Here is a 26,743-nt window from a genome sequence, read left to right as displayed (position 1 = left end):
TCGAGCAGGAAGCAGGGGCCGGTCATGGCGGAGATCTTGATGCCGTTCAGGCCGTGTGCGGACATGCGGACCCTCCTTGGTCGTCGCCGACGCCCTGGCAGCGCCTGGAAGCGAGGCTAGCACGGCCTCGCGGACCGGTCGACGCAGATTCGTGGTGCCCGGCGCCGGCCACGGTCGCCCATGATGAATGTGATATATTGCATAAAAGACTAAATAAATCATCGACAACGCCGATATCATGCTATAATAATGCCTGATCGACTTTGAAAATCTGCAATAAACGCAGCAAACGACAGTCGCCGAATACAGCCACCCCGGTCCGCAGAGAAGGAGCACCCGATGTCCGAGAAGGAAAGCGTCTTCCTGAAGCCCTTCGCCGACGGCGTCATCGCGCCGGAGAGCGAGCGCAAGGCCCTGCTCGAGCGCATGAAGAAGGACAAGGTCCGTTTCCTGCGCCTGATGTTCACCGACGTGCTCGGGCACAACAAGAACGTCGAGGTGCCCGAGGGCCAGATCGAGAAGGCCCTGCAGGGCGAGATCATGTTCGACGGCTCGTCGATCGAGGGCTTCACCCGGATCGAGGAGTCGGACATGCTGCTGGTGCCCGACCTGAACAGCTACGCGGTCTTCCCCTTCGAGGGGATCCAGGGCCGCGAGGCCCGACTGATCTGCGACGTCTACAACTCCGACCGCTCGCCCTTCTCCGGTTGCCCGCGCCTGACGCTGCGGCGCACCATCGCCCGCTTCACGGCGCTCGGCCTGCACCCGGTGTGCGGCCCCGAGGTGGAGTTCTTCCTCTTCGAGCGCGACGAGCACGGCAAGCCGACCGTGCGCACGCACGACCGGGGCGGCTACTTCGACCTGCTGCCCATCGACAAGGGCGAGGAGTGCCGCCGCGACATCGTCAACGTGCTCGAGAAGATCGGCTTCGAGATCGAGGCGGCCCACCACGAGGTCGCGCCCGGCCAGCACGAGATCGACTTCAAGTACGCCGACGCCCTGCAATCGGCCGATTTCGTGATGACCTTCAAGATGATCGTCAAGAAGGTCGCCCTGGACTACAACCTGCACGCCACCTTCATGCCCAAGCCCATCTTCGGCGAGAACGGCTCCGGCATGCACGTCCACCAGTCGCTGTTCCAGGACCGGAACGGCCGCCGCGAGAACGCGTTCTACGATCCCAAGGCGCCGTACGAGCTGAGCGACATGGCCCGCTGGTACATCGGCGGCATCCTGCACCACGCGCGGGCCTTCTCGGCGATCACCAACCCGCTGGTCAACTCCTACAAGCGCCTGGTGCCCGGCTACGAGGCGCCGGTGAACGTCGCCTGGAGCGAGCACAACCGCTCGCCGCTGGCCCGGGTGCCCGCCCGCCGCGGCGTCGGCACGCGCGTCGAGGTCCGCATGCCCGACCCCAGCTGCAACCCCTACCTCGCGTTCGCCGTGATGCTGGCCTCGGGCCTCGACGGCATCGAGCGGCAGCGGGACGCCGGCGAGCCCGTCAACAAGAACATCTTCACGATGAGCGACCGCGAGAAGGCCCGCCTGCGCATCACCCAGCTGCCGGGCAACCTGGGGGAGGCCCTGACCCTCTTCCGCAAGGATTCGCTGATGCGCGAGGTGCTCGGCGACCACGTCTTCCTGCACTACATCGACCACAAAGAGGGAGTCTGGAAGGAATACATCTCCCAGGTCCATCCCTGGGAGCTGGAGCGCTACCTGACCGCGCACTGAGCGCACCGGCGCTTGAACGGCGGGTCCGGCCGCGCTAGAGTGGCCGCATGAACCGAAGCACGCCGAGACGGTGGGGCCGGCCCCCCTCGCAGGACCGACGCGGGGCCGGCCCCCTTCCCATGACCCGGCCGGCCCTGGCGCAGGGGGCCGACTTCCTGTTCCTGTCCGCCCTCGCCGCCCTGCCCCTGGCCGGGGTCGGGGTGGTCACGCTGCTGACCGGCCGGGATCCCGGCGCCGGCTTCCAGCCCTCCTACCTGCTGATGGCCGCGGCCGTGCTCCTGGCCGCCGTGGCCGCGGGACCGCGGCGCCTGCTGTCCGGTTGGGCCGCCGCCGGCGGCTGGCCCTGGCTGGCCGCCATCGGCGCCATCGCGCTGTCCGCCGTCGGACTGGTGACCGCGCCGTCGCTGGCCTCGCCCCAGGAGGCCTGGCTGCGCTACGCGAAGCAGGTCGTGCAGTGGGGCGTGACCGCCGTCTTCGCCCTGCACACGGCGTGGTGGCTGCGCGGCGACGAGCGCCGCTGGCGCGCGGCGGTCGGCGCGCTGGCTGCGGGACTGGTCCTGCAGCTGCTGTACGCCGCGTGGCAGGCCTGGGGCTTCTACCGGCCCGGCGCGGTCTTCGCCTGGACCGAGGCCGTGGCGACTTCCAACGCGTCGATCCTCAGCGGTTCGGAAGAGCTGTACCTCGGCCGCGGCTTCGTCGGCATCCCGCGCCTGCGCGGGACGATCTGCGAGCCCCTCTACCTGGGGAACTACCTGCTGGCGGTGCTGCCGTGGGTCTGGGCGCTAGGCCGTCCCGGCCGCTCCCGGGTCGCGCTGGTCGGGGGAGGGCTCGCCCTGCTGCTGCTGACGTGGTCGCGCGGCGCCTGGCTGTCGGCCGTCCTGTCGGCCGCGGTCGCCCTGGTCGCCGGCGCGAGGGCGGGGGTCCTGCCGCCGCGGCGCCGCTGGTGGCGCCCCGCGTTGGCGGCGGCGGCCTTGATCGCCGTCGCCGTCATGGCCACGGGCGGCGACGGCCCGCGGCTGGTCCTGCAACGCCTCCGTCAGACCTTCAGCACCGAGGACTGGTCCAACCTCACGCGGTGGTACTCGATGCAGGCCGCGTGGCGCTGTTTCCTGGCGGCGCCCTGGACCGGCGTGGGCTGGGGGCAGTACGGCTTCCACTTCCCCCTGCTCGTGGACCCGATGGGACTGCAGAGCCAGTTCGCCTGGCCGGTCGCCAACAACGTCGTGCTGAAGATCCTCGGCGAGACCGGCGTGCCCGGTCTGGCCGCTTTCGGCGCCGGCGTCCTCGCCACGACGCGGCGGACCTGGCGCGCGCTGCGCGCCGGCGCCGCGACGCGGGCGGACGAACGCCTGCGCGTCGTGGCGGCGGTCGTCGCCGTCGCCGGCGTCTGGTCGCAGCTGCTGACCTTCTCCCAGGACAACCTGCCCCACATCTGGGTGGCGCTGGGGATGCTGCTGGCCGCGACGGACGTCGCCCGCGCGGAGCCGGGGGAGGGGACGTCGTGAGTTTACGGCCGCTGGTCTTGCTGGACGCCTCGGCCGCCCGGCCGCCCTGCACGGGCGTGGCCTGGTCGATGGTCGAACTCGTGACGGCCCTGGCGGCGACCGAACGACCGCTCCGCTTCGCCCTGGCGACGCCACATCCCGAACTGTTCGCCGGCCTCGAAACCGCCCCCGGTCGCGGGCAGTGGGATCTGGTCGCGCTGCCGCCGGGCCGGCTGGCGGCGGTCGGGTGGCGGCTCGGCAACTTGGCGCGGCGGCTCGGGGCCGGCGTCCTGCATTCCCTGACGATCCCGCCGCCGCTGAACCCGCCCTGTCCCTTGGCGGTCACCGTGCACGATCTGGCCTTCCGTTCCCTGCCGGGTTCGGTGCCGGCCGCCCGGCGCCTCTGGTACGCGACCACCCTGCCGGCCGGGCTGCGCCGCGCCGACGTCGTGCTGGTGAACTCGGCGGCGACCGGCCGCGAGGTGGCGGCGGCCTTTCCGTTCACCGCCGGCAAGATCCTGCCCACCCCGTTCGGCACGCCCGCCTGGACCGCGGGCCGCGCGGCGCCGCGGGAGCGCTCCGCCGGGGCGCCGTTCCTGTTCGTCGGCGCCCTGGAACCCCGCAAGAATCTCGACAACGTCTTGACGGCCCTGGAACTGGCGCGGTCACGGGCCGAGGCCGGCGCCCCCGCGCCCCGCCTGCGGGTGATCGGCGCCCCCGGCTGGTGCAACCGCCCCTTGCTGGAGCGGTTGCGTCGGATGGCGGCGACGGGCGCCGTCGACCTCGTGGGGTACCGGGATCGCGATTCCCTCTGGTCGGAACTGGTTTCGGCCCGGGCCTTGCTATTTCCCTCCTTGCACGAAGGGTTCGGTTTCCCGATCTTGGAGGCGATGGCGGCCCACCTGCCGGTGATCACCTCGGATCGGGGGGCCATGCGGGAAGTGGCGGGCAACGCCGCCCTGCTGGTCGATCCCGAATCCCCTCGGGGCATCGCCGACGCCATGCACAGGATCTCGAGCGAGCCCGGGCTCGCCGATCGGCTGGTCAGCGCGGGGGACGCGCGGATCCCGGTCTGGACCTGGCGCTCCACCGCGGAAAGGACGCTCGCGGCATACCTAAGGCTATTGGACGTTCGCACCGACGGCGCCAATTAATCGTTGCCACCACCCCTGGGCTGACCTAGGGTTCGGTTGGCTCGTCCCGACGACGGATCGACGGGAATGCCAAGGGGATCAATTTGAACAACCAGTCCATCGTCCTGGTCGCGGCCATGGTGGCGTTCGCGCTGTCCTGGCTCGTCCAGCCCCACTTCCGCAGCTTGGGCTTCCTGACCGGGATCGTGGACCACCCCGGCTACCGCCGGACCCACCGCGAGCCCGTGCCGCGCACGGGCGGCATGGCCATCTTCATCTCCTTCTACGTGACGCTGTTCATCCTGGACAACGTGGTGTTCGACCGGGCCCTGCCCTGGTCGTGGCTGGCCGTGCTCGGCGGTTCCGGACTGGCGATCCTCGCCCTCGGCGTCGGCGACGACCGCTTCCACATCCACGCGGAGAAGAAGCTCTACGGGCAGCTGCTGGTGATCCTGGGCCTGATGATCGCGGGCCAGCGGCTGCAGACCATCGACCTGCCATTATTCGGGACCTTCGATCTCGGCGGCTGGGCCTGGCCGGTCAGCCTGCTGTGGTACCTGGGCTTCATCAACTCGATGAACCTCATCGACGGTCTCGACGGCTTGGCCAGCGGCATCGGCGCCCTGGCCTGCAGCGGCATCGTCGTGATCGCCGCCGCCCTGGGCGACCAGACCTCGCTGGTGTTCGCCGCGGCCCTCGGCGGGGCGACCCTCGCCTTCCTCTACTGGAACGTGAGCCGGCGCAAGATCTTCCTGGGCGATTCGGGCAGCATGTGGATGGGGCTCGTGCTGGCCATGCTCCTGATGCACCTCGGTCAGCGCGGCGGCGTCTCGCTGCTGCTGCTGCTGGCGCCGATGATCGTGCCGATCTGGGACACCGGCACCACCATCATCCGGCGCTCGCGCAAGCGCGCGTCGATCTTCGAGGCGGACGACTACCACCTGCACCACCGCCTGGTGCGGCTGGGCTTCCAGCCCAGCGCCGCCGTGCGGCTGCTGCTGCTGATCACCGCCGGCTCGATCATGTTCGGCCTGAGCGACTTCCTGGACCAGGCCTGGCTCGGCCTGCCCGCGCTGGCCTGCTGGCTGTGGCCGATCAAGATCTGGGGCGACCGCCGACGGCACGAGGCCAGCGGCCCCTCGCTCGATTTCTTCAGCGAGCTGTTCTTCGTGCTCGGCCTCGATGACCAGGTGGAGGATTCCTTCCGCCGCCGCCGCCGCCAGGTGGCCGAGATCATCGACATCCAGGTCGAGCGCCAGAAGGTCGAACGGATCGTGGCCGCGGCCGGCGGCGGCGCGGTCGTCACCGAAACGCGCCACGAAGCGCCGCGCCCGCAGCGCCCGGAAGCCGACGATGTCGTTCTCACCACTCCCGGACATCCTACGGAGTGACCTCGCCCGCCTGCGGGGCGCGGTCGTCCTGGAACTCGGCGCCGCCGACGGGCGCTTCACGCGGGCATTGCGCGAGGCGGGCGCCGACGTGGTTCCTCTGGACAGAAGCCGCCCCGTCCCGTCCGGTGGCGTCGTGGCCGACGCCCTGGCGCTGCCGGTGCGTCCGGGCGCCGTGCGTCTGATCGCGGCCGCCAACCTGCTCCAGCATCTCGGCCGCGTCACCGACGTCGCCGCGGCGCTGGGGGAGTGGGTTGGCTGCCTGGCGCCCGACGGCTGCCTGCATATCCTGCAGGACGACCCGCTGGCCGACACCCCGGCGCGGCGCAACGACCGACAGCTGCGGGACTGGCTGGCCCGCCTGGTCCCTTCGCGAGGGCGCCTGCCCGCGCTGGCGGATCTGCGCGAAGCCCTGGCTGGGTCCGGCGGCACCGACGGCTGGAGTTTCGGCCGCGAACTCAACCGCACCGCGCCCCCAGACCGCGAACGGGCGCTCGCGCTGCTACGCGGCGACGGCGGCGCGCCCGACCGCGCGACCGCCGCCCTCGCGGCGGCCATCGCCCGTGACGGGCTGGACTACGGCTGGTACTGGTGGGCCCGCTGGAGGGGAGGGACGGCGTCATGACGGTGAGGCAGATCGCGGCGGGCCTCGCCGCGCTCGCGGCGGTCGCGATGCTGCTGGGGCTCGGGTTGGTCCTGGGCGGATCGCCCTCGCTGGTGGACTGGCGTTCGGCGCGCGCGGTGGTGATCGAGAGCGACGACTGGGGCCTGTGCGGCTACGTCCCCGCCGCCACCGCCCTGGAGGGCCTCGACCTGGCCGGCCTGAGCGCCGGCGAGATCCCGGCCGTCTACCTGAATTCGACGCTCGAGGACAGCGCCGCGGTCGTCGCCCTGGCCGCCGTGCTGGCCGCCGGACGCGGCCGCGACGGCGGTCCGGCCGTCCTGCAGCCCAACTACATCATGGGCTGGCTGGTCGCGCCGACCTCTACGGGCCCGGCGGACTCGTCGGACTTCCGCCGCGGCACGCTGCCCGATCTGCCCCCGGTCTACGCGCGTCCCGGACTCTGGCGGGCCGTGGCGGACGCCGTCGCGGCGGACGTCTGGTACCCGGAGTATCACGGTCTCTGGCATTACGTGCCCGAGGACCGTTTCGCCGCCTGCGACCATGACCCGATCGCCGCGTCGGCGGCCCGGCGGGGGATCCTGCTCTTCCCGGGAAGCACCCGCTCGTTCGAGCTGAACGACGGGCGCTCGCTCCCCACGCTCGCCGCGGAACTCGCCACGGGGCTGTCGGCCTTCGCGGGACTCTTCGGCCGCGAGCCGGACGCGGTCATCGCGCCCGACTACCACTGGTCCCGCCGCCACGAGCGGCTGTGGCGGGACGCGGGCCTGACGGTGGTGCAATCCCAGCGCGAGCAGAGGCATCCGGACTACGAGGGGAAATCCGGGCGGCTGCGCAAGGTCCTGGCCCGCTCCCTGCGGCGCTGGAGCGAGCAGCGGCTCACGTACCTGGATCGCAACGTCCGGCTGGAGACGGCCCAGATCGGCGATCCCGCCGAGGCGACCGCCCGGGCGGAGCGTCGCGTGCGCCGCGCCTGGCGACGGGGCGAACCCGCCATCGTCGAATCGCACCGCGTCAACTACGCGCACCTCGACCCGGCGGTCGCGTCCGACGGTCGCGCAGCGCTGGGGGCGCTGCTGGCGGCCCTGGACGGCGAGCCCCTCTACCTGACGGACGTCGAGGTGGCGCGCCTGTCGCGCGGGGGCACCTCGTGGCGCCGGACCGCCGTCGGCCTCCGGGTCCGCAACCTCACGCACGCGCGGCGCCCCGTGGTGCTGCCGGGTCACCGCCTGATCTTCCTCGACGCCGGAGAATCGCGACTGGTCTCAACCGCCGACTTCGGCCCGCCGGCGCAGGGGGGCGATTGACGGGCTCCGTCGTCCGTGATAATATTGGAGTAACCTGATCGGTGACGGGACGTTACCCTTCGGGTCGGTCGTTGAGGTTTCCGGCGGAAGTGTATCGCCCCGGCCCAGCCGGACACTCCAGCCCGAAGGACAACCCAGACTTGCACCGTTTCAGCGCCAAGTCCCGCCCGTGGCACGAGTTCGCCCTTCCCGTCCGGCGGGAGGGGTTGAGCCGTTTCGTCATCCTGTCGGTCTGCGCCCTCCTGGCCTTGGCTGCGGGTGCGTCCCGTGCCGCCACCGCACCCGGAAGCTGGGAACTCGTCCTGGAAGCGTCTGTCGCCGACCAGGGCGCGGGACAGGGATCGATGGGGATCCTGAGCGCCCCGGGCCGCCCCGCTCTGCCTTACCGGGATCTGCTGATCCTGTTGCCGCCCGGACGACGCGCGATCGCGGCCGAGGTGGTCCCCGTCGGTGAGATCGCGGTCCTGCCCGTGGGCGACGCCGCTCCCTGCGGCCCGCTGCTCTCGAGCGAGGGGCTGCCCGGCGGCGCCACCGAAGCGACGGCGGCCGGGGACGACTACCCGGCCTCCTGGGGCGAATTGACCGGGCAGGCCGTCTGGCACGGGATGGGGCTGGCGACGGTGCGCATCCACCCCGAACGCCTGCACCGTACGGCCGCGGGAGACGGCTGGGACCGGCGCGAGTCCGCCGCCGACTTCACCGTCAGGCTGCAACTCGCCGCCGACACGTCGCGCCGCGCCGAGCGACGCCGCGTCCGTTCACCGCAATCGGACCAGCCGCTGGCACAGGTCGCGCGACTGGTGGCCAATCCCGAAACCCGCGACGCCTACGCGACGCCGATCGTCCTCACGGGGGATCGGGTGGCCGGCGACGCCTTCGTGCCGACGCTCGTCCCGAGCCTCGACGGCCCCGCGGTGGACATGGTCATCGTCACCACCGACGAGCTGGCGCCCGCCTTCCAGCAGCTGGCCGATTACAAGTCCGCGCGCGGCCTCGCGACGGTCGTCCGGACGCTGTCGTGGATCCAGGCGAACTACACGGCGGGCGAGGACCTGCCGGCGACGATCCGCTTGTTCCTGACCGACGCCTACGAGCTCTGGGGCGCCGATTACGCCCTGCTCGGCGGCGACGTCGATCTGCTGCCGGTCCGGATGATCTACAACTCCTTCTACCCTTCCGGCGAAGGCTCCGAACTGCCGGTCGACCTCTACTACGGCGGCCTCGACGGCGATTGGAACGCCGACGGCGACCAGTTGCCGGGCGAACCCTACTTCAACACCTACGAGACCGGCGACGAGGTCGACCTGGCGCCGGAACTCCACGTCGGCCGCGCGCCGGTCGCATCGGTCGCCGACGCGCAGGTGTTCATCGGGAAGATCCTCGCCCACGAGCGCGACGCCGTCGGGTCCCACCTGGCCCAGCTCCTGTTCCTCAGCGAGGTCCTGTTCCCCAGCGCCTACACCCCGGGCGCCCTGATCGAAATCGACGGCGCCTCGTACAGCGAGGCGATCATCGACGAGGTCCTCGCCGCCAGGAACGTGGCGGTCACGAGGCACTACGAGGCGAGCCCGCTGTGGCCGGGCTCGCTGCCCGAGACGAAGACCGGCGTGCTGGCCGCCATGAACACGGGGCAGTACGGCTACATCAACCACATCGGCCACGGGTTCTTCTTCGACATGTCCGTGGGCGACCGGACCCTGGCCCTGACCGACGCGGCGGGGCTGGTCAACAGCCCGCACTGCTTCATCCTGAACAACCTGAACTGCGCGTCGGCGGCCTTCGACTACCATTCCATCATGGAACGGTTCATGACCAACTCCCACGGCGGCGCCGTGCTCGCGATCGGGTCGTCCCGCGCGGCGTTCGCCCAGACGGCGGCCTACTTCCAGAAGAGCTTCTACACCGCCGTGTTCGAAGCCCGCCAGCCGACCGCGGGCGCCGCGGTCGACGCGAGCCGCCTGGCTTGGCTCGCCTCCTCGCAGCAGAACACCGTCGAGCGCTGGACGCAGATGTCGATGGCCGTGCTCGGCGACCCGTCCCTGCAACTCTGGACCGAGGCGCCGCGGGCGCTCACGGTCACCGCGTCCGCGGCCCTGCCCCTCGGCCCGTCATCCGTCCTGGTCGAGGTGAAGCGCGACGGCGCACCGCTGGCCCAGGCCCGCGTCTGCCTGTTCAAGGCGGGCGACGTGCTGGCCACGGGGCTGACGGGGTCGGACGGCACGGTCACGCTCGGGGTCCTGCCGAACGGTTCCGGCAGCCTGGACCTGACCGTCACCGCGGCGAACTGCAGCCCGTACGCGGGTGCCGTCGCCGTCGGGGGCTCCGGCCAGCCCTACCTGGGCCTCGCCTCGCTGTCGCTGTACGACGACGGGGCCTACGGCTCCATGGGCAACGCCGACGGCGTCCCCGACGCCGGCGAGGTGATCGCCCTGCTGCCCGTCCTGCGCAACGGCGGGGACGCCCCGCTGACGCAACCCGCCACGCTGACCCTGGCCTGCACGCAGCCCGGCGTCACGCTGCTCGGCGCCGCCTGCCAGGCGCCGGCGCTCGCGGCCGGGGACAGCGGCCCTGCCGACGCGGCGCTGCTGCTCGGCCTGGACCGCGACCTCGCCGACCGGACCGAACTGCTCTTCACGCTCGGCAGCGACGACGGCTACGCCGTGTGCCGCGAGGATTTCACGCTGGAGATCGCCGCTCCGGTGCTCTCGCCGGGGATCCTGCGCTGGAACGACTTCCCCTACGGCAACGGCAACGGCACCATCGAAGTCAACGAGGTGATCCGCGTCTGGGTGGACCTGCGCAACGACGGGCATGGCGGCGCGAGCGGCCTGACCGGGTGGCTGGAGACGGGCCTGCCGGGCATCACCGTCACGACCGGCGCGACGACCTGGCCGGCGCTCGCGCCGATGGGAGAGGTCCAGCAGGCGACGGAATTCCTGCTGAGCATGAGCACCATCTCGAACAGCCGCAGGGCGCGCCTGCACATCGGCGACGGGCTGGGCCGCGAGTGGGTCCACGAATTCGACCTCAGCCGGCCCGACCAGGTCGGCCTGCCGACGGTCGTCAGCCACATCCCGCTGACGGCCACGGTCACCTGGCAGCCCGCGACCGCCACCGACATCGCAGGCTACCACGTGTACCGCTCGACCACGCCGAACTCCGGCTTCGTGCGCCGCACCGACGGCCCCGTCGCCGGCGGTTTCTTCCAGGACCTCGACCTCGCGCCGCTGACCCGCTACTACTACCGGGTCACCTCCCAGGATTCCTCGGGGCTCGAAGGCCGGCAGTCGACGACGGGCTTCCTCGACTCGTCGCCGGCGGAGACCGCCGGCTTCCCCGTCGCCATGACCGCCGAGACGTCCAGCCACGTCGTGGTCGGCGACATCGACGCCGACGGCGTCCTGGACATCGTGACGGCGGCGGACGCCATCTACGCCTGGGACGCCACGGGTCAGGAACTGCGCGACGGCGACGCCAACCCCGCCACCAGCGGCCCGTTCATCGCCATCGGCCAGACCTGGACGCCGGCCGCCGTGACCCTGGCCAACCTCACGGCGCACCCGGGCCTCGAGATCGTCGCCTCCTGCCGCAGCGGCAGTTCGATCTACGTCTTCCAGGGCGACGGCACCACGGCGCCCGGCTGGCCGCGCACGATCAACGCCTGGAACTGGGCCGCGCCCGCCGTGGCGGACCTCGACGGGGACGGCGACGCCGAGGTCGTCGTCACCTCGACCGCCGGGATCACCTACGTGTGGCACCACGACGGCAGCGACTTCTTCGACGGCGACGCGAACCCGGCCACCATCGGCGTCTTCCAGGTGCGGACCGGCGAGTCCTACCAGTACGGCGCGCCGCTGCTGGTCGATCTCAACCACGACGGACGCCGCGAGGTCGTGGTCGTCTCCCGCTACATGAACGGCGCCGCGGACTTGGTGCACGCGCTGGGCAACGACGCCGTGAACATCGCCGGCTGGCCCTACACGCTGGGCGCCTGGTCCCCGGCCATCTGCTCGCCCGCGGCCGGCGACCTCGACGGCGACGGCGTGCTCGAGATCGCGTTCGTCACCGAGAACGACCGGTTGCACCTGATCGACGAGACGGGCCACACGGTGGCGCCGTTCCCGCTGTTCTTCACCGCGAACAGCGGGCAGGCCGGCCTCCCTTGCCCGTCGCCCGCCCTCGGCGACCTCGATGGCGACGGGGTGCTGGACATCGTGGCGGTCAAGGTGGTCGACAACCACACCTCGTACCTCTGCGCCTACCGCAAGAGCGGTACGCAGCTGACGGGCTGGTCGCTGCTGCTGGAGAGCAACTCGGAGTCTTCGCCGCTGGTGGGGGACATCACCGGCGACGGGAAGCCCGACGTGGTGTTCGGCATCGGCGGCGGCTCCGACACCTCGCCGAACTGCATCTACGGTTTCCGCAACGATGCCACGACGGTGCCCGGCTTCCCGCTGGTCGTGGGGGGGCCCGTCCGCGCGACGCCGACGCTGACCGATCTCGACCGCGACGGCGACGTGGATCTCGTGTACGGGGGCTGGGACCAGGCCATGCACGTCTGGGACCTGCGTCAGCCATGGCGGCCGGAGAACATGCCCTGGCCGACCTTCCACGGCAACGCCGCACGCACGGGGCTCTGGACGCCCTACGACACCTCGACCGGCGCCGGGAACCCGCTGCCGGGCGCGGTCGCGACCCTGCGTCAGAACGTGCCCAATCCCTTCAATCCCGCCACGCGCATCGAGTTCGAACTGCCGGCGGGATTCCGCGGCGACGTCGCGCTGACCGTCTACGACCTGCTGGGGCGCGAGGTCCGCACGCTGTTGGACGAGGTCCGCACCGGCGGCAGCCACGCCGTCGTTTGGCGCGGCGAGGACGACGCTGGTCGGCCGGTCCCCGCGGGAATCTACCTGTACCGGTTGCGCTCCGCGGCGGGCTCGGCCGTCGGGAAGATGTCGCTGGTGCGTTGAAACGACGATTTCACCGTCCCGGCTATTGTCATCGCGGCCGGGTTGCGCTATACTCCACCTACTGCGGCGATGGCCGGAGCCCGCCCCCAACGCTTGCCGGGAGGACGCGAGAGCAACGAGGTTAACGAGTCGGATCGCCGGCCTATCGCCGGCGGAAACTCGAACGACGCTGTTCCGCCGGCAAGTGCTCTTGTGAGCCGAAAACAGACCTGGACCAGTCCGGCGACCTCGTCGGGCGCATCCCTTTACAACCTGGGGGAGACATGGATCGGACGAACCGCAACGAACCCGCGGGTCCGCGCGCCTCGCGCCTCATCTGGGGGCTCGCCGCCGTCCTGCTGCCGCTGTTGGCGACGACGGGCGCCCGGGCCGCCGGCGACGTCGTCTACCGGGGCTCGTTCGCCGCGTCCGACGTGGCCTGGTCGACGCAGCCGGGCGGGGGCGTGCAGCCGCGATTGGCCGGCACGCACCTCCTGCAGGAGACCGGTCGTCCCGACCTGGTCGGCCGGACCCTGACCCTGCTGGTGCCGGCGGCGTCCTCGTACGGGGCCGTCGAGGTCGTGCCCCTCTCGACGCGGGCCCTGCCCGTGCCCGGGGAACTGGCGTTGGCCGCCGCCCCGCTCAGCAGCGAGGGCGTGCCGGGACGCCAGCAGCTCCTGCCCGAATCCAAGACGTCCTTCCCCGCCGACTGGGGACGCTTCGGCGGCAACCACGTCATGAACGGTTTCCGGTTGGTCACCGTCACGGTGCACCCCCTGCGCGCGCTGCAGGCGGCGGACGGGTCGTGGCGCGAGGTCGAACTGCTGGAGAGTTACGAGGTCCGTCTGCTGCCCGTGCCGGGGATCGCCGACCGGTCCGACGTCGTCGTGCGCCAGCGTCGCGTCGCCGGCGAACGCAGCCAGCTCGAGCGGCGGCTCGCCGGCGTCCTGGCCAATCCCGAAGCCCTAGCCGGTTACCTGCGCGAGGACGGCGCCGACGTTGCGCCCGTCGTCGGCGGTTTCACCCCCGACAAGACGCCGAGCCTCAGCGGCTCAGCGGTCTCCTACCTGATCATCACCAGCGACGCTCTGGCGGCCGCGTTCCAGCCCTTGGCCGACTACCGCACCTCGCAGGGCCTGCCCGCCGTCGTCAAGACCCTGGAATGGATCGAGGCCAACTACCGCCACGGCGTCGACATCCAAGAGACGGTCCGCCTGTTCATCCGTGACGCCTACGAGCGCTGGGGCGTCGAGTACGTCCTGCTCGGCGGCGACACCGACGTCGTGCCGGCGCGCTACGCCCTGAGCAATTTCTATCCGCCCGGAGGCACGACCGACATCCCGGCCGACCTCTACTTCGCCTGCCTGGACGGGAACTGGAACCTGGACGGGGACGCCGACTTCGGCGAGCCGACCGTCAACGAGACCAACCCCGGCGACGATTGCGACATCGCCAGCGACGTCTCCTTCGGGCGCGCGCCGGTGAGCAGCGTCGCGGCCGTGAACGCCTTCGTGACCAAGGTCCTCAACTACGAGAACGCGGCGGCCGGCGCCGGCTTCGCCAACCGCTTCCTGACCGCGGCCGAGGTGCTGTTCACCAACTCCGAGGGCGACATCACGCTCGACGGCGCGGCGTACGCCCAGACGCTCGTCGACGAGGTCGTCTCGCCCTGCACCGACATGACCACGGTGAGGATGTTCGAGGCCTGGGACCGCCTCGACGGCCTCGGCCAGCCGATGTACCCGGGGGCGGTCCGCGAGACCCGCCTCGCCGCCCTCGACAGCCTGAACACCGGCCACTTCAGCGTCTTCAACCAGATCGGCCACGGCTTCTTCTTCAACATGGACATGGGCGACGCCAACATCACGATCACCGACGCTGACAACCTGCACAACGGCGCCGACCGGACGTTCCTGATGTACGCCCTGAACTGCGCCTCGGCGGCCTTCGACTACGGCTGCCTCATGGAGCGGTTCGTGCAGAACCCCAACGGCGGCTCCTTCGCCTCCATCGGCGCCACGCGGGCGGCCTTCCCGGCCACCGCGAACGATTTCCAGAAGGCGTTCTTCGAGGCCATGATGTGTGACGCGCAGCCGCGGCTCGGCGACCTGATGGCCGCCAGCCGGCTGCCCTGGCTGGCCTACGCGCCCGCCAACAGCTTCACCCGCTGGACGTTCATGAACTACACGCTGCTCGGCGACCCGGCCCAGAGTATGTGGACGGCGTCGCCCTCTGCCCTGACGGTGGGCGTGCCCACCTCGGTGCCGCGGGGCGCCCAGAACGTCCCGGTCACCATCACCTCTGGGGGGCAGCCCGTCGTCGGTGCCCGGGTCGTGATCAGCCGCAGCGCCGACGTCTACGCCTGGGGCGACACCGACGCCGCCGGCCAGGTACAGCTGTACATCGTGCCGGAGGACACCGGGACGCTCACCCTGACAGTGACCGCCCGCAACGCCGCCCGCAAGGTCCAGTCGCTGCCGGTGACCGGTACCGGCGCCTACATCGCCCTGCAGAGCATGACCGTCACCGACAACGGCACCGGCGGCACGATCGGCAACGGCAATGGCGTCGCCGAGGCCGGGGAGACCGTGGCCTTCCTGGCGCGCTTCCAGGACACCGGCAGCGGCGGCGCCGCCGGCGTGACCGCGGTGCTGGGCACGGCCGCGGCCGGGGTGACCGTCCTGGACGGCACGGCCGCGGTGGCCACCATCCCCAGCGGGGGCAGCGCCAACGCCCTGGACACCTTCCTGGTCCGCTTCGACGCGGGGATGGCCGACGGCAACCACGTCTCCTTCCTGATGGTCGCCGACAACGTGCCCGCCGGACCCTGGAGCTCCGCCTGGGAACTGGTGGTCGCGGCTCCCGAGGTCGAGCCCATCGGCCTGGACTGGTTCGACGCGCCCTACGGCGACAACGACGGCGTCCTGGAGAACAACGAGCGCGTCACGGTGATGATGACGCTGGAGAACTTCGGCGCCGGTCGCGCCGACGGCCTCACCGCCGTGCTGCGCACCAGCAGTCCCAACGTCGTGCTGTACGACTCGCTCCTGGCGTACCCCAACCTCGACCTGCTGCAGACGTCCAGCGGCACGGCGCTGGTGTCGCTGAAGGTCCTCGACGTCGCGCAGTCCTACGACGCCAGGATCGTCGTCACCGACGCGCGCGGCCGGCGCTTCGTGCACGCCGTCGGGATGACGGTTCCCGCCGTGCCGACCGATCTCGAATCCGTCGCCGCTCTGGGTCCCGACGTCATCGAGCTGACCTGGACGCCGGTGAACCTGGCCAGGGTGCGCGGCTACCACGTCTACCGCAGCCAGAACGCGGCCGGTCCGTTCACGCGGGCGAACTTCGACCTGCTGGGTCGGATCTCCTACTTCCGCGACACCGGACTGGACCTGCTGACGCGCTACTACTACCGCGTCACCTGCGTCGACTCGTTCCTGGTGGAGGGCGCCGCCTCGGCCGTCTTCGCCAAGAGCACCTCGCCGTCGGAGCTCCTGCCGTTCCCGCTGCCCTTCGCCGTCGAGACGAGCAGCCACTGCGCCGTCGGCGACGTGACCGGGGACCACCGCCTGGAGATCGTCATGGCGTCGGACGAGGTCTACGTGTGGACCGAGGACGGGCAGGAGCTGTTCGACGGCGACGACGATTCGCAGACCCTCGGCCCGATCACCAGCCTCAACGGCCGGATGACGCCCATGGGCGTGACCCTGGCGAACCTCGACGCCGACCCGGCCCTGGAGATCCTCTGCGCCGATCGCGACCTCAAGCTGCTGTACGCCTTCAACGCCGACGGCACGCAGGTGCCCGGCTGGCCCCAGTCCACCGGGACCATGTGGGTCTGGACGCCGCCGGCGGTGGGGGACATCGACGGCGACGGCGGGGTCGAGGTCGTCGTCAACAACCTCGCCGGCCGCACGCTCGCCTGGCACGCCGACGGCACCGAGGTGCGCGACGGCGACAACAACCCCGCGACCCTCGGCGTGCTGATCGACCGCTCGGCGGTGCTGACCTACGACGAGTGGTGCCGTTCGGCGCCCACGCTCGAGGACCTCGACGGCGACGGCGCCAAGGACATCATCTTCGGGACGCGCTACCGCACCGTGGCGACCAACCAGCTGCTCGCCTACCGCCACGACGGGACGCAGGTGCCCGGCTTCCCGATCCCCGCGGGCGTCGGCGGCAACATCATGTGCAGCCCCACCATCGCCGACCTGGACAACGACGGGCTGAAGGAGATCGTCTACGTCTCGGAGGAGGACTCGCTGCGCGTCGTGCGCCAGAACGGCACCCGCTACCCCGGGTTCCCCCGCTACTTCCGCTCCCAGAGCACCAACGGCGACGTGACGTGCCCCAGCCCGGCCGTGGGCGACTTCGACAACGACGGCCGGTTGGAGATCCTCGCGGTCGAGGTGCTCGGCGCCACGTCGTCGAACGTCCACGTCGTCGACACCGACATCGCCGGCGGGACCAGCGGCCGGACCATGAGCGGCTGGCCCCGCTCCGTGCCCGGCAACTCCGAGTCAAGCCCCGTGGTCGGCGACCTCGACGGCGACCACTACCCGGACGTGGTGTTCGGGATCGGGGGCGGCGACACCGAAACGCCGAACAACCTCTACGCCTTCTCGCACGACGGGCAGGACCTCGACGGCTTCCCGCTGACCCTCGGCGGGCCCATCCGCCCCGCGCCCGTGATCTGCGACCTCGACCAGGACGGCTACGTCAACCTCGTCTACGGCGGCTGGGACCTGATGATCCACGTCTGGGACCTCCCGGCGGCCCACTACCCGAACGAGATGACCTGGCCCACCTTCCGCGGCAACAACCTGCGCGACGGCGTCTTCCGAGCCGTCGCCACCACGCCGGTCGAGGAGCTACCGCCGCCGGCCGCGAAGCTGACGCTGACGCGCAACGTCCCGAACCCATTCAACCCGAGCACCACGGCCCGCCTCTACGTGCCCGAGGGCGGGGAGGGACCGCTCTCGGTCGAGATCTTCGACGCGCAGGGCCGGCTCGTGCGCAGCCTGCACCGCGGGCCGGCGGCGCCCGGCTGGCTGACGGTGACCTGGCACGGCCAGGACGACGCCGGCCGCCCCCAGGCCAGCGGCGTCTATTTCCTGCGCGCGCAGCGCGGCGGCGAGGACAGCACCCTGAAGATGCTGCTCGTGAAATGACGGCCGCCGGTCGCGTTGACCGCGACCGGCGCCCACGCTACACTGCGAACGGCCGCCGAGACGGCCCGGTCCCGACGGGACCGGGCCGCTTCGCCGCGACGGGAGGGCGGAGCTTGGGCACCGGGACGAGGCGAAAAGGCCGGGGGGCGGGATGCGGCGGCGCGCCGGCGCCGGTCGCCTGCCTGCTGCTGGGGTTGCTGTGCGCCCTGCCCGCGGGTTGCGGCCGCGGGAGCGGCGATCGCCCGGACGCGGCCGTCGAACCGGTCACGGGCGGGACGGCCGTCGTCGCGTTCCCGGCCGACCCCGACGTCCTGAACCCCCTGCTCTACACCTCCGCGCACGCCGGCCAAGTCCTCGACCTGCTCGGCGATACCCTCGTGGAGATGGGGGAGGACTTCGTCTACCGTCCCCGGATCGCCTCGCGCCTGGACTTCTCTCCCGACAGCCTCGCGGTGACGGTCCGGTTGCGGCCCTGGTGCTGGTCCGACGGCGCGCCGCTGACCGCCCGCGATGTCGCGGCCTCGTACCGGCTGTTCGTCGACCCGCGGGTGGCGAGCCCGCGCGGCGGCGGCCGCTTCAACAACGTGGTCTCCGTCACCGCGCTGGACGACTCGACGGTGCGCTACGTGTTCCGGGAGAGCCGCAACGATCTCGTGGCGACGCTCGGCCATTTCCTGCTGCCGGCCCACCTCACCGACGCGCTGGACCCGGCGGCGGTGCGCGCGTGGCCGCTGAACGAGCAGCCCCTCTCGAGCGGCCCCTTCGTCCTGGAGTCCTGGGAGCGCGGCCAGACGCTGGTGCTGCGCCGCAACGAGAGCTACCCGGGGCCGCGCGCGCGTCTCGACCGCCTCGTCCTGCGGATCATCCCCGACGAGACGTCCCGCCTGGTCGAACTCGAGACCGGCGGCGTGGACCTGCTGGAGGACGTGCCCGCGGGTTCGCTCGACCGCCTGCGCCGTCGGGACGACGTGGTCGTGCACCGTCTCGCGGGCCGCCTGGTGGGGCAGATCGTGTGGAACCTGGAGGACCCCCGCTTCGCCGATGAGCGCGTGCGGCGGGCGCTGTCGCTGGCCGTCGACCGTTCTTTCTTCGTCGACGGCCTGCTGGAGGGCTGCGCCCGCGCCGGCGGCGGCCCGCTGCCGCCCGCGCTCTGGGCCTTCGATCCCGCGCTGCCGCCGGAACCCTACGACCCCGCGCGGGCCCGCGCGTTGCTGGACGAGGCGGGCTGGCGCGACGCCGACGGCGACGGCGTGCGCGAGCGCGACGGCGAGGTGCTGAGCTTCAGCCTGCTGACGCGCAAGGGCGATGCGGTGCGGGAGAACGGCGCCGCCGCGATCCGCGATCATCTCGGCCGCGTGGGGGTGGCGTGCCGTCCCCGGATCATGGAGATGGGCGCGGCGATCGAACTCGTCCAGTCCGGCCGCTTCGAGGCGTTCCTGGGCGTCTACTCCGAGCGGCTCGCGGTGGATCCCTCGCCGCGTTTCGCCTCGGACGCCTGGTCGCTCTTCAACTACGGACACTACGCCAGCGCCGCGGCCGATTCGCTGCTCGCCCTGGGCCTCGCCGAGCGCGACCGCGCCCTGGCCCGGCCGGTCTGGAACGCCTTCCAGCGCCTGATCCTGGAGGAGGCTCCGGTCGCCACGCTCTATTACCCCGACCAGGTGGTGGCGGTGCGCCGCCGCTTGCGGGGCGTCGCGCCCCACGTGCTCTCGACCTACCAGAACGTCCAGGACTGGTGGGTCGCGCCCGCCGACGGGCGCTGACGTTCCCGATCTTACCTCCCGGTTGACAGTTCGCGGTGGTCGGCGCTAGGGTGTCGGTAATATCCACGCCCACCCGTCGGATCCAACCCGGAGGTTCGCGATGACGCGCAAGTTTGCCGCACTAGCGGGGGAGCTGTCGCTCGACGATCTACGACGCCTCCTCGCCGTCAAGGAACGGCTCACCGAGCTGGAGTCGCGCCGCAGCGACCTCGAATCCGAACTGGCCAAGGTGGGCGCCGCCATCGCCGATCTCGTGAAGGGTGGCCCCGTCGCGTCGGCGTCCGGGAAGTCGTCGGCAAAGACCGCGAAGAAGACCGGGAAGCGGCGGGCCGCGTCGGCCGCCGCGAAGACGGCCGGCCGCCGGAAGGTGGGCCGCAAGAAGGCGGTCGCGAAGAAGAGCGCCGTGAAGAAGGCCGTCGCGAAGAAGAAGACGACGACGGCGAAGAAGACGACGAAGAAGACGGCGAAGAAGAAGACGGCGGCAAAGAAGACCGTGACGAAGAAGGCCGCCGCCAAGAAGCCGGTCGTGAAGGGGAAGGTCGCGAAGCGGAAGGTCGCCGGCAAGGCGACCCTCGAATCGGTCGTCGCCGGCCTGATCCGCGCCAACGGCGGCAAGATGTCCGTCCAGGACATCCTGGCCGCCATCGACAAGGGCAAGCTGGTCAAGAGCAAGAGCGGCAATTTCGCGAACGTGCTGCGGCGGACGCTGTCCACGAGCACGATCCTGGTCAGCGCCGGGCGCGGCCTGTACAAGGTGAAGTGACCGCGGGCGCGGCCGGCGGCACCCGTCAGCCCGGGGGCCAGCCGAGTTCGCGCCCGCCCAGCACATGCAGGTGGAGGTGGGGGACGGTCTGGCCCCCGTCGGCGCCGCAGTTCAGCACCCAGCGGTACCCCGTGGCCTCGAGCCCGAGCTCGCGCGCGAGGCGCGCCGCCGCCACCAGCAGCCGCCCGGCCAGGGCGGCGTCGCCGTCGCCTAGATCGCCCGGCGACGCGATGTGGCGGCGGGGGATCAGCAGGACGTGGACCGGGGCGCGGGGCGCGATGTCCCGGAACGCGACGAACTCGTCGTCCGCGTGGACGATGTCGGCGGGGATCTCCCCGGCGGCGATCTTGCAGAACAGGCAGTCGGCCATCTCGCGCCACCTCTCGGCTGGAGTAGCCGGGTCCGGGTGCCGCCGGGACCCCGGAAGCGACGGCTCCCCCCGCCCCGACATCCGCGGAACCTACCACGCGGCCGACGCGCCCGACAAGCTCCCCGCGCTCCCTCGCCGGTCGCCGGTTGACGCCCCGCCTCCCCGCCGCTAGCATGCGGTGGGTCAACGCCCAAGGAGGCCCGCCATGATCACGACGGAACACCGCGCGGCCGGGGACCCCGGTCCCGTGGACGACATCTTCGAGATCCTGGTCACGACCCACGCCCGCGGGCTGGGGCGGGTGCCCCTGGACGACGACCTGACCTGGCGGCCGGCCACCGACGCCTACGAGACCGAGGAAGCCTTCGTCGTGCAGATGGACCTGGCGGGCATGGACCCCGGCGCGATCGAGGTCTTCACCGACGGCGGGACCCTGACCGTGCGCGGCACGCGCCAGGACATCGCGCCGGCCGGCAAGAAGCACTACTCGAAGATGGAGATCAGCGTGGGGCCCTTCGCCCGGCGCATCGTCGTGCCGGTGTCGGTGCAGCCGGAGACCGCGGCCGCCCGCTACCGCAACGGATTCCTCTACGTCACGTTCCGCAAGGGGCCGGCGTCCGGCGGCGGCCGGCGGCGCGTGGATGTCGGCAACGGGAAGTGACCTGCGCCGGAACCGGACGGACCCGGAAGGGACGGAACACATGAACGTCGACGAGCGACAGCGACGATCGAGCGACGCGCCCGAGGCCCTGGTGCCCGCGGTGCTGCCCGTCCTGCCCATCAGCGACGCGGTGATCTTCCCCTACATGATGGTCCCGCTCGTGCTGAGCGACGAGAACCTCATCCGCCTGGCGGACGACTGCCTCGCCGGCGACAAGATGCTCGGCGCGGTCTCGCAGCGCGAGCCGGGCGCGGACGAGGACCACCCCTCCGAGAAGGACCTGCTGTACCGCGTCGGCACCGCCGTGAAGATCCAGAAGATGCTGCGCTTCCCCGACGGCAGCATGCGGCTGCTGGGCCAGGGCGTGGCCCGCGTGCGCATCGGCGAGTTCGTGTCCGAGCAACCCTACCTCAAGGCGAAGGTGGAGGGGCTGCCGGAGTCGAAGGCCACCGACCCGCGCACGCTGGCCTACATGCGGGGCGTCGCCAACAACTTCCTGAAGATCGTCGACGCCAGCGAGAGCCTGTCCGACGAGCTGAAGGTCGTCGTGATGAACATCGACGACCCCGGCCGCCTCGCCGACCTGATCGCCACCAACCTCGACATCGAGATCGCCGAGAAGCAGCAGGTGCTGGAGGCCGTCGCCCCGCTGGAGCGACTGCAGATCCTGGCCAAGATCGTCGTGCGCGAGCTGGAGGTGGCGGAGCTGGGGCAGAAGCTGCAGTCCAAGGTGCGCAAGAGCATCGACAAGGACCAGCGCGAGTACTACCTGCGCCAGCAGCTCAAGGCGATCCAGCGCGAGCTGGGCGACACCGACGACGGCACCGTCGAGATCGAGGAGCTGCAGGAGCGCCTAGCCAACGCCCAGCTGCCGGAGCACGTGCGCGCCGTCGCCGAGAAGGAGGCCGACCGCCTGGCCCGCATGTCCCCCGGCGCCAGCGAGTACACGGTCAGCAAGACCTACATCGACTGGCTGCTGGACCTGCCCTGGCTCGTGGCCAGCGAGGACAAGCTGGACATCAAGCGCGCCGAGGCGGTCCTCGAGCGGGACCACTACGGGCTCGCGGACGTCAAGGAGCGCATCCTGGAGTTCCTGGCCGTGCGCAAGCTCAAGGGCGACCACCGGGGCCCCATCATCTGCCTGATCGGCCCGCCCGGCGTCGGCAAGACCTCGCTGGGCCGCAGCATCGCCGAGGCGATCGGCCGCAAGTTCTTCCGCTTCTCGCTCGGCGGCATGCGCGACGAGGCCGAGATCCGGGGCCACCGCCGCACCTACGTCGGCGCCATGCCGGGGCGCATCATCGCCGGGCTGAAGGACTGCGGCACCAACAACCCGCTGATCATGCTCGACGAGATCGACAAGCTGGGCCAGGACTTCCGCGGCGACCCCGCCAGCGCCCTGCTGGAGGTCCTGGATCCGGAGCAGAACTTCTCATTCACCGACCACTACCTGTCGCTGCCGTTCGACCTCTCGCACACCCTGTTCATCACCACGGCCAACATGATGGACACCATCCCGCGCCCCCTGCTGGACCGCATGGAGGTCATCCAGCTGCCCGGCTACACGAACCTCGAGAAGCTGGAGATCGCCAAGCGCTACCTGGTGCCGCGGCAGCTCGAGGAGAACGGCCTGACCGCCAAGCACGTGAGCTTCACCGATGCGGGACTGCGCGCCCTGATCAACGGCTACACCCGCGAGGCCGGCGTGCGCGGCCTCGAGCGCAAGATCGGCGCCGTGTGCCGCAAGGTCGCCAAGACCGTGGCGCGCGGGCGGCGGCGTCGCCACGCGATCACCGCCCAGAGCCTGCCCGAATACCTGGGGCAGCCCGACTACGATCCGGACCGGCTGCGCAGCCGCGCCCGCATTGGCGTCGCCACGGGCCTGGCCTGGACCTCGGCCGGCGGCAAGATCCTCTACCTTGAGGGCGTGGCCCTGCCGGCGGGTTCCGGGCAGTTGAAGCTCACCGGCCAGCTCGGCAGCGTCATGCAGGAATCGGCGGCGGCGGCCTACTCCTACCTGCGCGCCCGTTTCGGCGACCGCGAGCGGCACCGCGCCTTCTTCCGCGAGCACGACCTGCACATCCACATCCCGGCCGGGGCGGTGCCCAAGGACGGCCCCAGCGCCGGCATCACCATGGCGACGGTGCTGTTCTCCCTGATGGTGGGGCGCCCGGTCGACCGCCGCACGGCCATGACGGGGGAGATCACGCTGACGGGCGACGTGCTGCCCATCGGCGGGCTGCTCGAGAAGGTCCTGGCCGCTCACCGCGCCGGCATCCGCCGCATCCTGCTGCCCAAGGAGAACGAGCACGACCTCGACGAGATCCCCGCCGAGGTGTCCCGCGACATCGGGTTCGTCTGCGTGAAGCGGGTCGAGGAGGTCTGGGCGGAACTCTTCCCCGAGGAGTTCACCTCGTGAGCGACGGCCGGCCATGAGCTTCGCCGAGGGCAGGCTGGTCAGGGGTCTCGTCGACCGCTTCTTCCTGCGGGGAGGCGGCGAGGGCTTCACGCTGCCGGGCGCCCTGGGGGACGAGCCCCTGCTGCTGGCCATCGACACCGGCGACCTGTCCGACCTGCTGTTCCACCTGCCGCTGCTGCAGGCGGTCCGCGAGCGCCACCCCCGCGCCCGCCTGGACTTCCTGCTGCCGGAATCGCACGTGTCCCTGGTCGCGCCCAGCGGGATCGCGCGCCACTGTCTCGTGTACCAGCCGCGGCAGCTGAAGTTGTGGAGCCCTTCCTGCCACGCCCTGCTCAAGAGCGTGCGTCGGGAAGGGTACGACCTCAGCCTCGTGATGTCCTGCGATCCGCACCCCGCCCTCGAGACCGTGTCGCTGGCGACCGGGGCGCCGCTGCGGATGGGACCCTCGCACCCGACCGCGTACCCGGCGGTCAATTTCGAGATCCGCAGCCGCGAGGGCGGCGCGCGCTACCGCGGCGATCGTCTGGCCGCGGCGGCCCCGTTCCTGGGGCTGCCGCGGCTCGCGGCGCACCGCGGTTGGCCCCTTCCCGACGAGAAGTTGCGCCGGACGCGCCAGCTCGTGCACTTCAACAAGCCGCGGCAGGACGAGGTCCTGGTGGGCCTCGACCCGACGCCGGGCAAGTCGGGCCACGCGCTGGCGGCGCCGAATTTCCACCACCTGCTGCGCCAGCTCGAGGGCCGGTTCCCGTGCCGGGTGCTGCCCCTGACCCTGTCCGCGGACGCCGAGCGCGTCGCGTCGCTGGTGGCCGGCCTGGGCGCGGCCCCCATGACCCTGCCCTGCGAATCGCTCTTCGACGTGGTGCTGCTGGCCGCCGTCTGCGACGTGGTGATCGCCGGCAACACCGACCTCTTCCACTATGCGGCGGCGGCGGGCGTGCCCACCCTGGGCCTGTTCCTGGAGCAGGACGCTCCGGAGTGGGAGCCCGCGGATCAGCCGCACGTGCGGATCCTGCGCGTCAAGGACGGGCAGCGGATCGACCTCGACGCCCTGCTGGGCGCGTTCGCGGCCGTCCGCGCCGCCCGTTGACCCGAAAGGAACTCATGTCCCGCCGGCCGCGCCTGCTCGTGGTGGCCCCGAACTGGCTCGGGGACCTCGTGATGTCCACCTCGCTGCTGGCTTCCCTGGCGGCGCCGGAGGAGGGCAAGGCGCCGCCCGAGATCCACGTCGCGGTGCGCGACCGCTGGGCCTCGCTGCTGGCGGGCGACCCCCGCGTCGGCGAGTTGCTGATCTACGAGCGCGAGGGCGCCCACGCGGGCTGGCGCGGCGCGCTGCGCCTGGCGCGTCAATGGCGCGACGGCGGCTACGACGCCGTCTTCGTGCTGCCGCCGTCGTGGCGCGCGGCCGCGGTGGCGCGGTTGGCCGGGATCCCGCGACGCCTGGGCTTCCACGGCGAACAGCGCGGCTTCCTGCTCACCGACGCCCTGCCCCGGCCGCCGCGGTGCTCGCTCCACTACACCGAGGAACTCGCCCTGCTGGCCCGCGCCTGGCGCGGGGGAGTCGGCCCCGCGCCGCCGCCGTCCCTGGCGATCGGCGCCGTTCCCGCGGCGGGTCCTGACGTCCCTCCGGGACCGCCCGTCTGGATCGTGTCCGTCGGCACCACCTACGGGGACGCGAAGAGCTGGCCGCCCGCCGCCGTCGCCGGCTTCGTCGGCCTGGCCGTCGCCGAGGCCGGGGCGCGCGTCGTGCTGATCGGCGACCCGCCGGCGCGGTCCATGGCCGAGCGCGTGCGCGCCGCCTGCGACGACGCGGGGTCGGGTGTTTCCTGGTCCGCGTCGCTCGCCGCCACGCCGGGCTGCTGCGATCTGGTCGGCCGCACCGACCTGCCCGGTCTCGTCGCGCTGTTGCGCGGGGCGGATCTCTTCGTCGGCAACGACAGCGGCCCGATGCACCTGGCGGCGGCCCTCGGCACGCCGACGGTGGGGATCTTCGGTTCGTCGAGCCCGATCTGGACCGGCCCGCGCGGCGCGCGCACCACGGTCGTGGCGGTGGAGGGGTTCCGTTGCCACCCCTGCTTCCTGCGCGCGTGCCCCAAACCTCTCTTCTGCCTCGAGACGATCACCCCGCGCCGCGTCATGGCCGCGGCTCGTTCCCTGTTCCCCGGCCTGGATACGGGAGAGGTGGGGATCTGGAAACCCCTCGGCGTGACCGAGCCGCAGCCGGCGCGGCCGACCCTCTTCCTGGATCGCGACGGGGTGGTCATCCACGACGGCGACTACCTACGCGACCCCCGGGCCGTGGCGTTGACCGCCGGCGCCGGCGCCGCCCTGCGCAAGGCCCAGACGGCCGGGTTCCGCCTGATCCTGCTCACCAACCAGTCGGGCCTGGGCCGCGGCTACTATTCGCGCGACGAGTTCGCCGCCGTGCAGAAGCGCGTCGACGCCCTGCTGGCCGCGGACGACGTGTACCTCGACGGCGTCTACTACTGCCCGCACGCGCCCGACGCGGATTGCCACTGCCGCAAGCCGCGTCCCGGCCTGCTGCAGGCCGCCGCGCGGCACTTCGCCTGGGAGCCCGCGCGCGCCTGGATGGTGGGCGACAAGATCTCCGACGTGCTGCTGGCGCGGCACGCCGGCCTGGACGCGTTGCTGGTGCGCACGGGCAAGGGCAACCTGGCCGCCCGCGATCTCGACCCCGCCTGGCGCGTGCCGGTCGTGGCGGATCTGGCCAGGGCCGTCGACCGGATCCTGCGGGAGGCGAAGGCGTGACCTGGAGTCTCGACGGCAAGCCGCTCGGCGCGATCCTGGTCAGCCGCCTGCGTTTCCTCGGCGACGTGGCGATGTCGACCGTCGTGCTCGAGGCGCTGCGGCGCGGCGATCCGGACCTGCGCCTGGGCTACCTCTGCGAATCGCCGGCCGCGCCCCTGCTGGCCGGCGACCCGCGGCTGCGGCGGCTGCACGTGCTGGCGCGGGGAGCGC

General features: G+C 71.7%; 16 protein-coding genes. 15 read left to right on the top strand and 1 reads right to left on the bottom strand.

Going from position 1 to position 26,743, the window contains the following annotated elements:
- Positions 1-426: 426 nt before the first annotated feature.
- The 10 genes from glnA (at position 427) to Q7W29_03045 (ending at position 20,317) form a co-directional block, all read left to right on the top strand.
- Positions 427-1,734 (top strand): type I glutamate--ammonia ligase, encoded by a 1,308-nt coding sequence (gene glnA, locus Q7W29_03090; protein ID MDO9170795.1) that lies wholly within the window; start codon positions 427-429, stop codon positions 1,732-1,734.
- Positions 1,735-1,853: 119 nt separating this feature from the next.
- Entirely contained in the window at positions 1,854-3,239 is a 1,386-nt protein-coding gene (locus Q7W29_03085) for an O-antigen ligase family protein (GenBank protein ID MDO9170794.1), read from the top strand.
- Positions 3,236-4,372, top strand: a complete 1,137-nt coding sequence (locus tag Q7W29_03080; GenBank protein MDO9170793.1) for a glycosyltransferase family 1 protein — start codon at positions 3,236-3,238, stop codon at positions 4,370-4,372. The genes Q7W29_03085 and Q7W29_03080 overlap by 4 nt, the downstream gene beginning before the upstream one ends.
- Before the next feature lie 83 nt (positions 4,373-4,455).
- Positions 4,456-5,742, top strand: a complete 1,287-nt coding sequence (locus Q7W29_03075; GenBank protein MDO9170792.1) for an MraY family glycosyltransferase — start codon at positions 4,456-4,458, stop codon at positions 5,740-5,742.
- The gene (locus Q7W29_03070; GenBank protein ID MDO9170791.1) at positions 5,705-6,364 is read left to right on the top strand and encodes a methyltransferase domain-containing protein; all 660 of its coding nucleotides are present in this window, start codon (positions 5,705-5,707) and stop codon (positions 6,362-6,364) included. The genes Q7W29_03075 and Q7W29_03070 overlap by 38 nt, the downstream gene beginning before the upstream one ends.
- Positions 6,361-7,668, top strand: a complete 1,308-nt coding sequence (locus Q7W29_03065) for a hypothetical protein (protein MDO9170790.1) — start codon at positions 6,361-6,363, stop codon at positions 7,666-7,668. The genes Q7W29_03070 and Q7W29_03065 overlap by 4 nt, the downstream gene beginning before the upstream one ends.
- A gap of 344 nt (positions 7,669-8,012) precedes the next feature.
- Positions 8,013-12,638 (top strand): C25 family cysteine peptidase, encoded by a 4,626-nt coding sequence (locus Q7W29_03060; GenBank protein MDO9170789.1) that lies wholly within the window; start codon positions 8,013-8,015, stop codon positions 12,636-12,638.
- 263 nt (positions 12,639-12,901) lie between these two features.
- Entirely contained in the window at positions 12,902-17,791 is a 4,890-nt protein-coding gene (locus Q7W29_03055; protein ID MDO9170788.1) for a C25 family cysteine peptidase, read from the top strand.
- A gap of 113 nt (positions 17,792-17,904) precedes the next feature.
- The gene (locus tag Q7W29_03050) at positions 17,905-19,554 is read left to right on the top strand and encodes an ABC transporter substrate-binding protein (protein ID MDO9170787.1); all 1,650 of its coding nucleotides are present in this window, start codon (positions 17,905-17,907) and stop codon (positions 19,552-19,554) included.
- Between the two features lie 100 nt (positions 19,555-19,654).
- Positions 19,655-20,317 carry a hypothetical protein gene (locus tag Q7W29_03045; protein ID MDO9170786.1) on the top strand — a complete coding sequence of 221 codons (663 nt, stop codon included), beginning with the start codon at positions 19,655-19,657 and terminating at the stop codon, positions 20,315-20,317.
- 25 nt (positions 20,318-20,342) lie between these two features.
- On the opposite strand, the gene Q7W29_03040 is transcribed toward Q7W29_03045, so the two are convergent.
- Positions 20,343-20,687: a histidine triad nucleotide-binding protein gene (locus Q7W29_03040; protein MDO9170785.1), complete on the bottom strand. Its 345-nt coding sequence runs from the start codon at positions 20,685-20,687 to the stop codon at positions 20,343-20,345.
- Between the two features lie 205 nt (positions 20,688-20,892).
- Here Q7W29_03040 and Q7W29_03035 point away from each other — a divergent pair, with 205 nt between their 5' ends.
- The 5 genes from Q7W29_03035 to Q7W29_03015 form a co-directional block, all read left to right on the top strand.
- The gene (locus Q7W29_03035; protein ID MDO9170784.1) at positions 20,893-21,348 is read left to right on the top strand and encodes an Hsp20/alpha crystallin family protein; all 456 of its coding nucleotides are present in this window, start codon (positions 20,893-20,895) and stop codon (positions 21,346-21,348) included.
- Positions 21,349-21,388: 40 nt separating this feature from the next.
- Positions 21,389-23,767 carry an endopeptidase La gene (lon, locus tag Q7W29_03030; protein ID MDO9170783.1) on the top strand — a complete coding sequence of 793 codons (2,379 nt, stop codon included), beginning with the start codon at positions 21,389-21,391 and terminating at the stop codon, positions 23,765-23,767.
- A gap of 13 nt (positions 23,768-23,780) precedes the next feature.
- Complete coding sequence (locus tag Q7W29_03025) at positions 23,781-24,854, top strand: glycosyltransferase family 9 protein (protein MDO9170782.1); 1,074 nt, start codon at positions 23,781-23,783, stop codon at positions 24,852-24,854.
- 14 nt (positions 24,855-24,868) lie between these two features.
- Positions 24,869-26,533, top strand: a complete 1,665-nt coding sequence (gene waaF / locus Q7W29_03020) for a lipopolysaccharide heptosyltransferase II (GenBank protein ID MDO9170781.1) — start codon at positions 24,869-24,871, stop codon at positions 26,531-26,533.
- On the top strand, positions 26,530-26,743 hold a 214-nt coding region (locus tag Q7W29_03015; protein ID MDO9170780.1), incomplete at its 3' end, for a hypothetical protein. The genes waaF and Q7W29_03015, both read left to right, overlap by 4 nt.

Source organism: bacterium (assembly GCA_030654305.1).
Taxonomy (GTDB): domain Bacteria; phylum Krumholzibacteriota; class Krumholzibacteriia; order LZORAL124-64-63; family LZORAL124-64-63; genus PNOJ01.
Note: the sequence above shows the minus strand (reverse complement) of the source record. Positions and strands in the feature narration are given on the sequence as shown.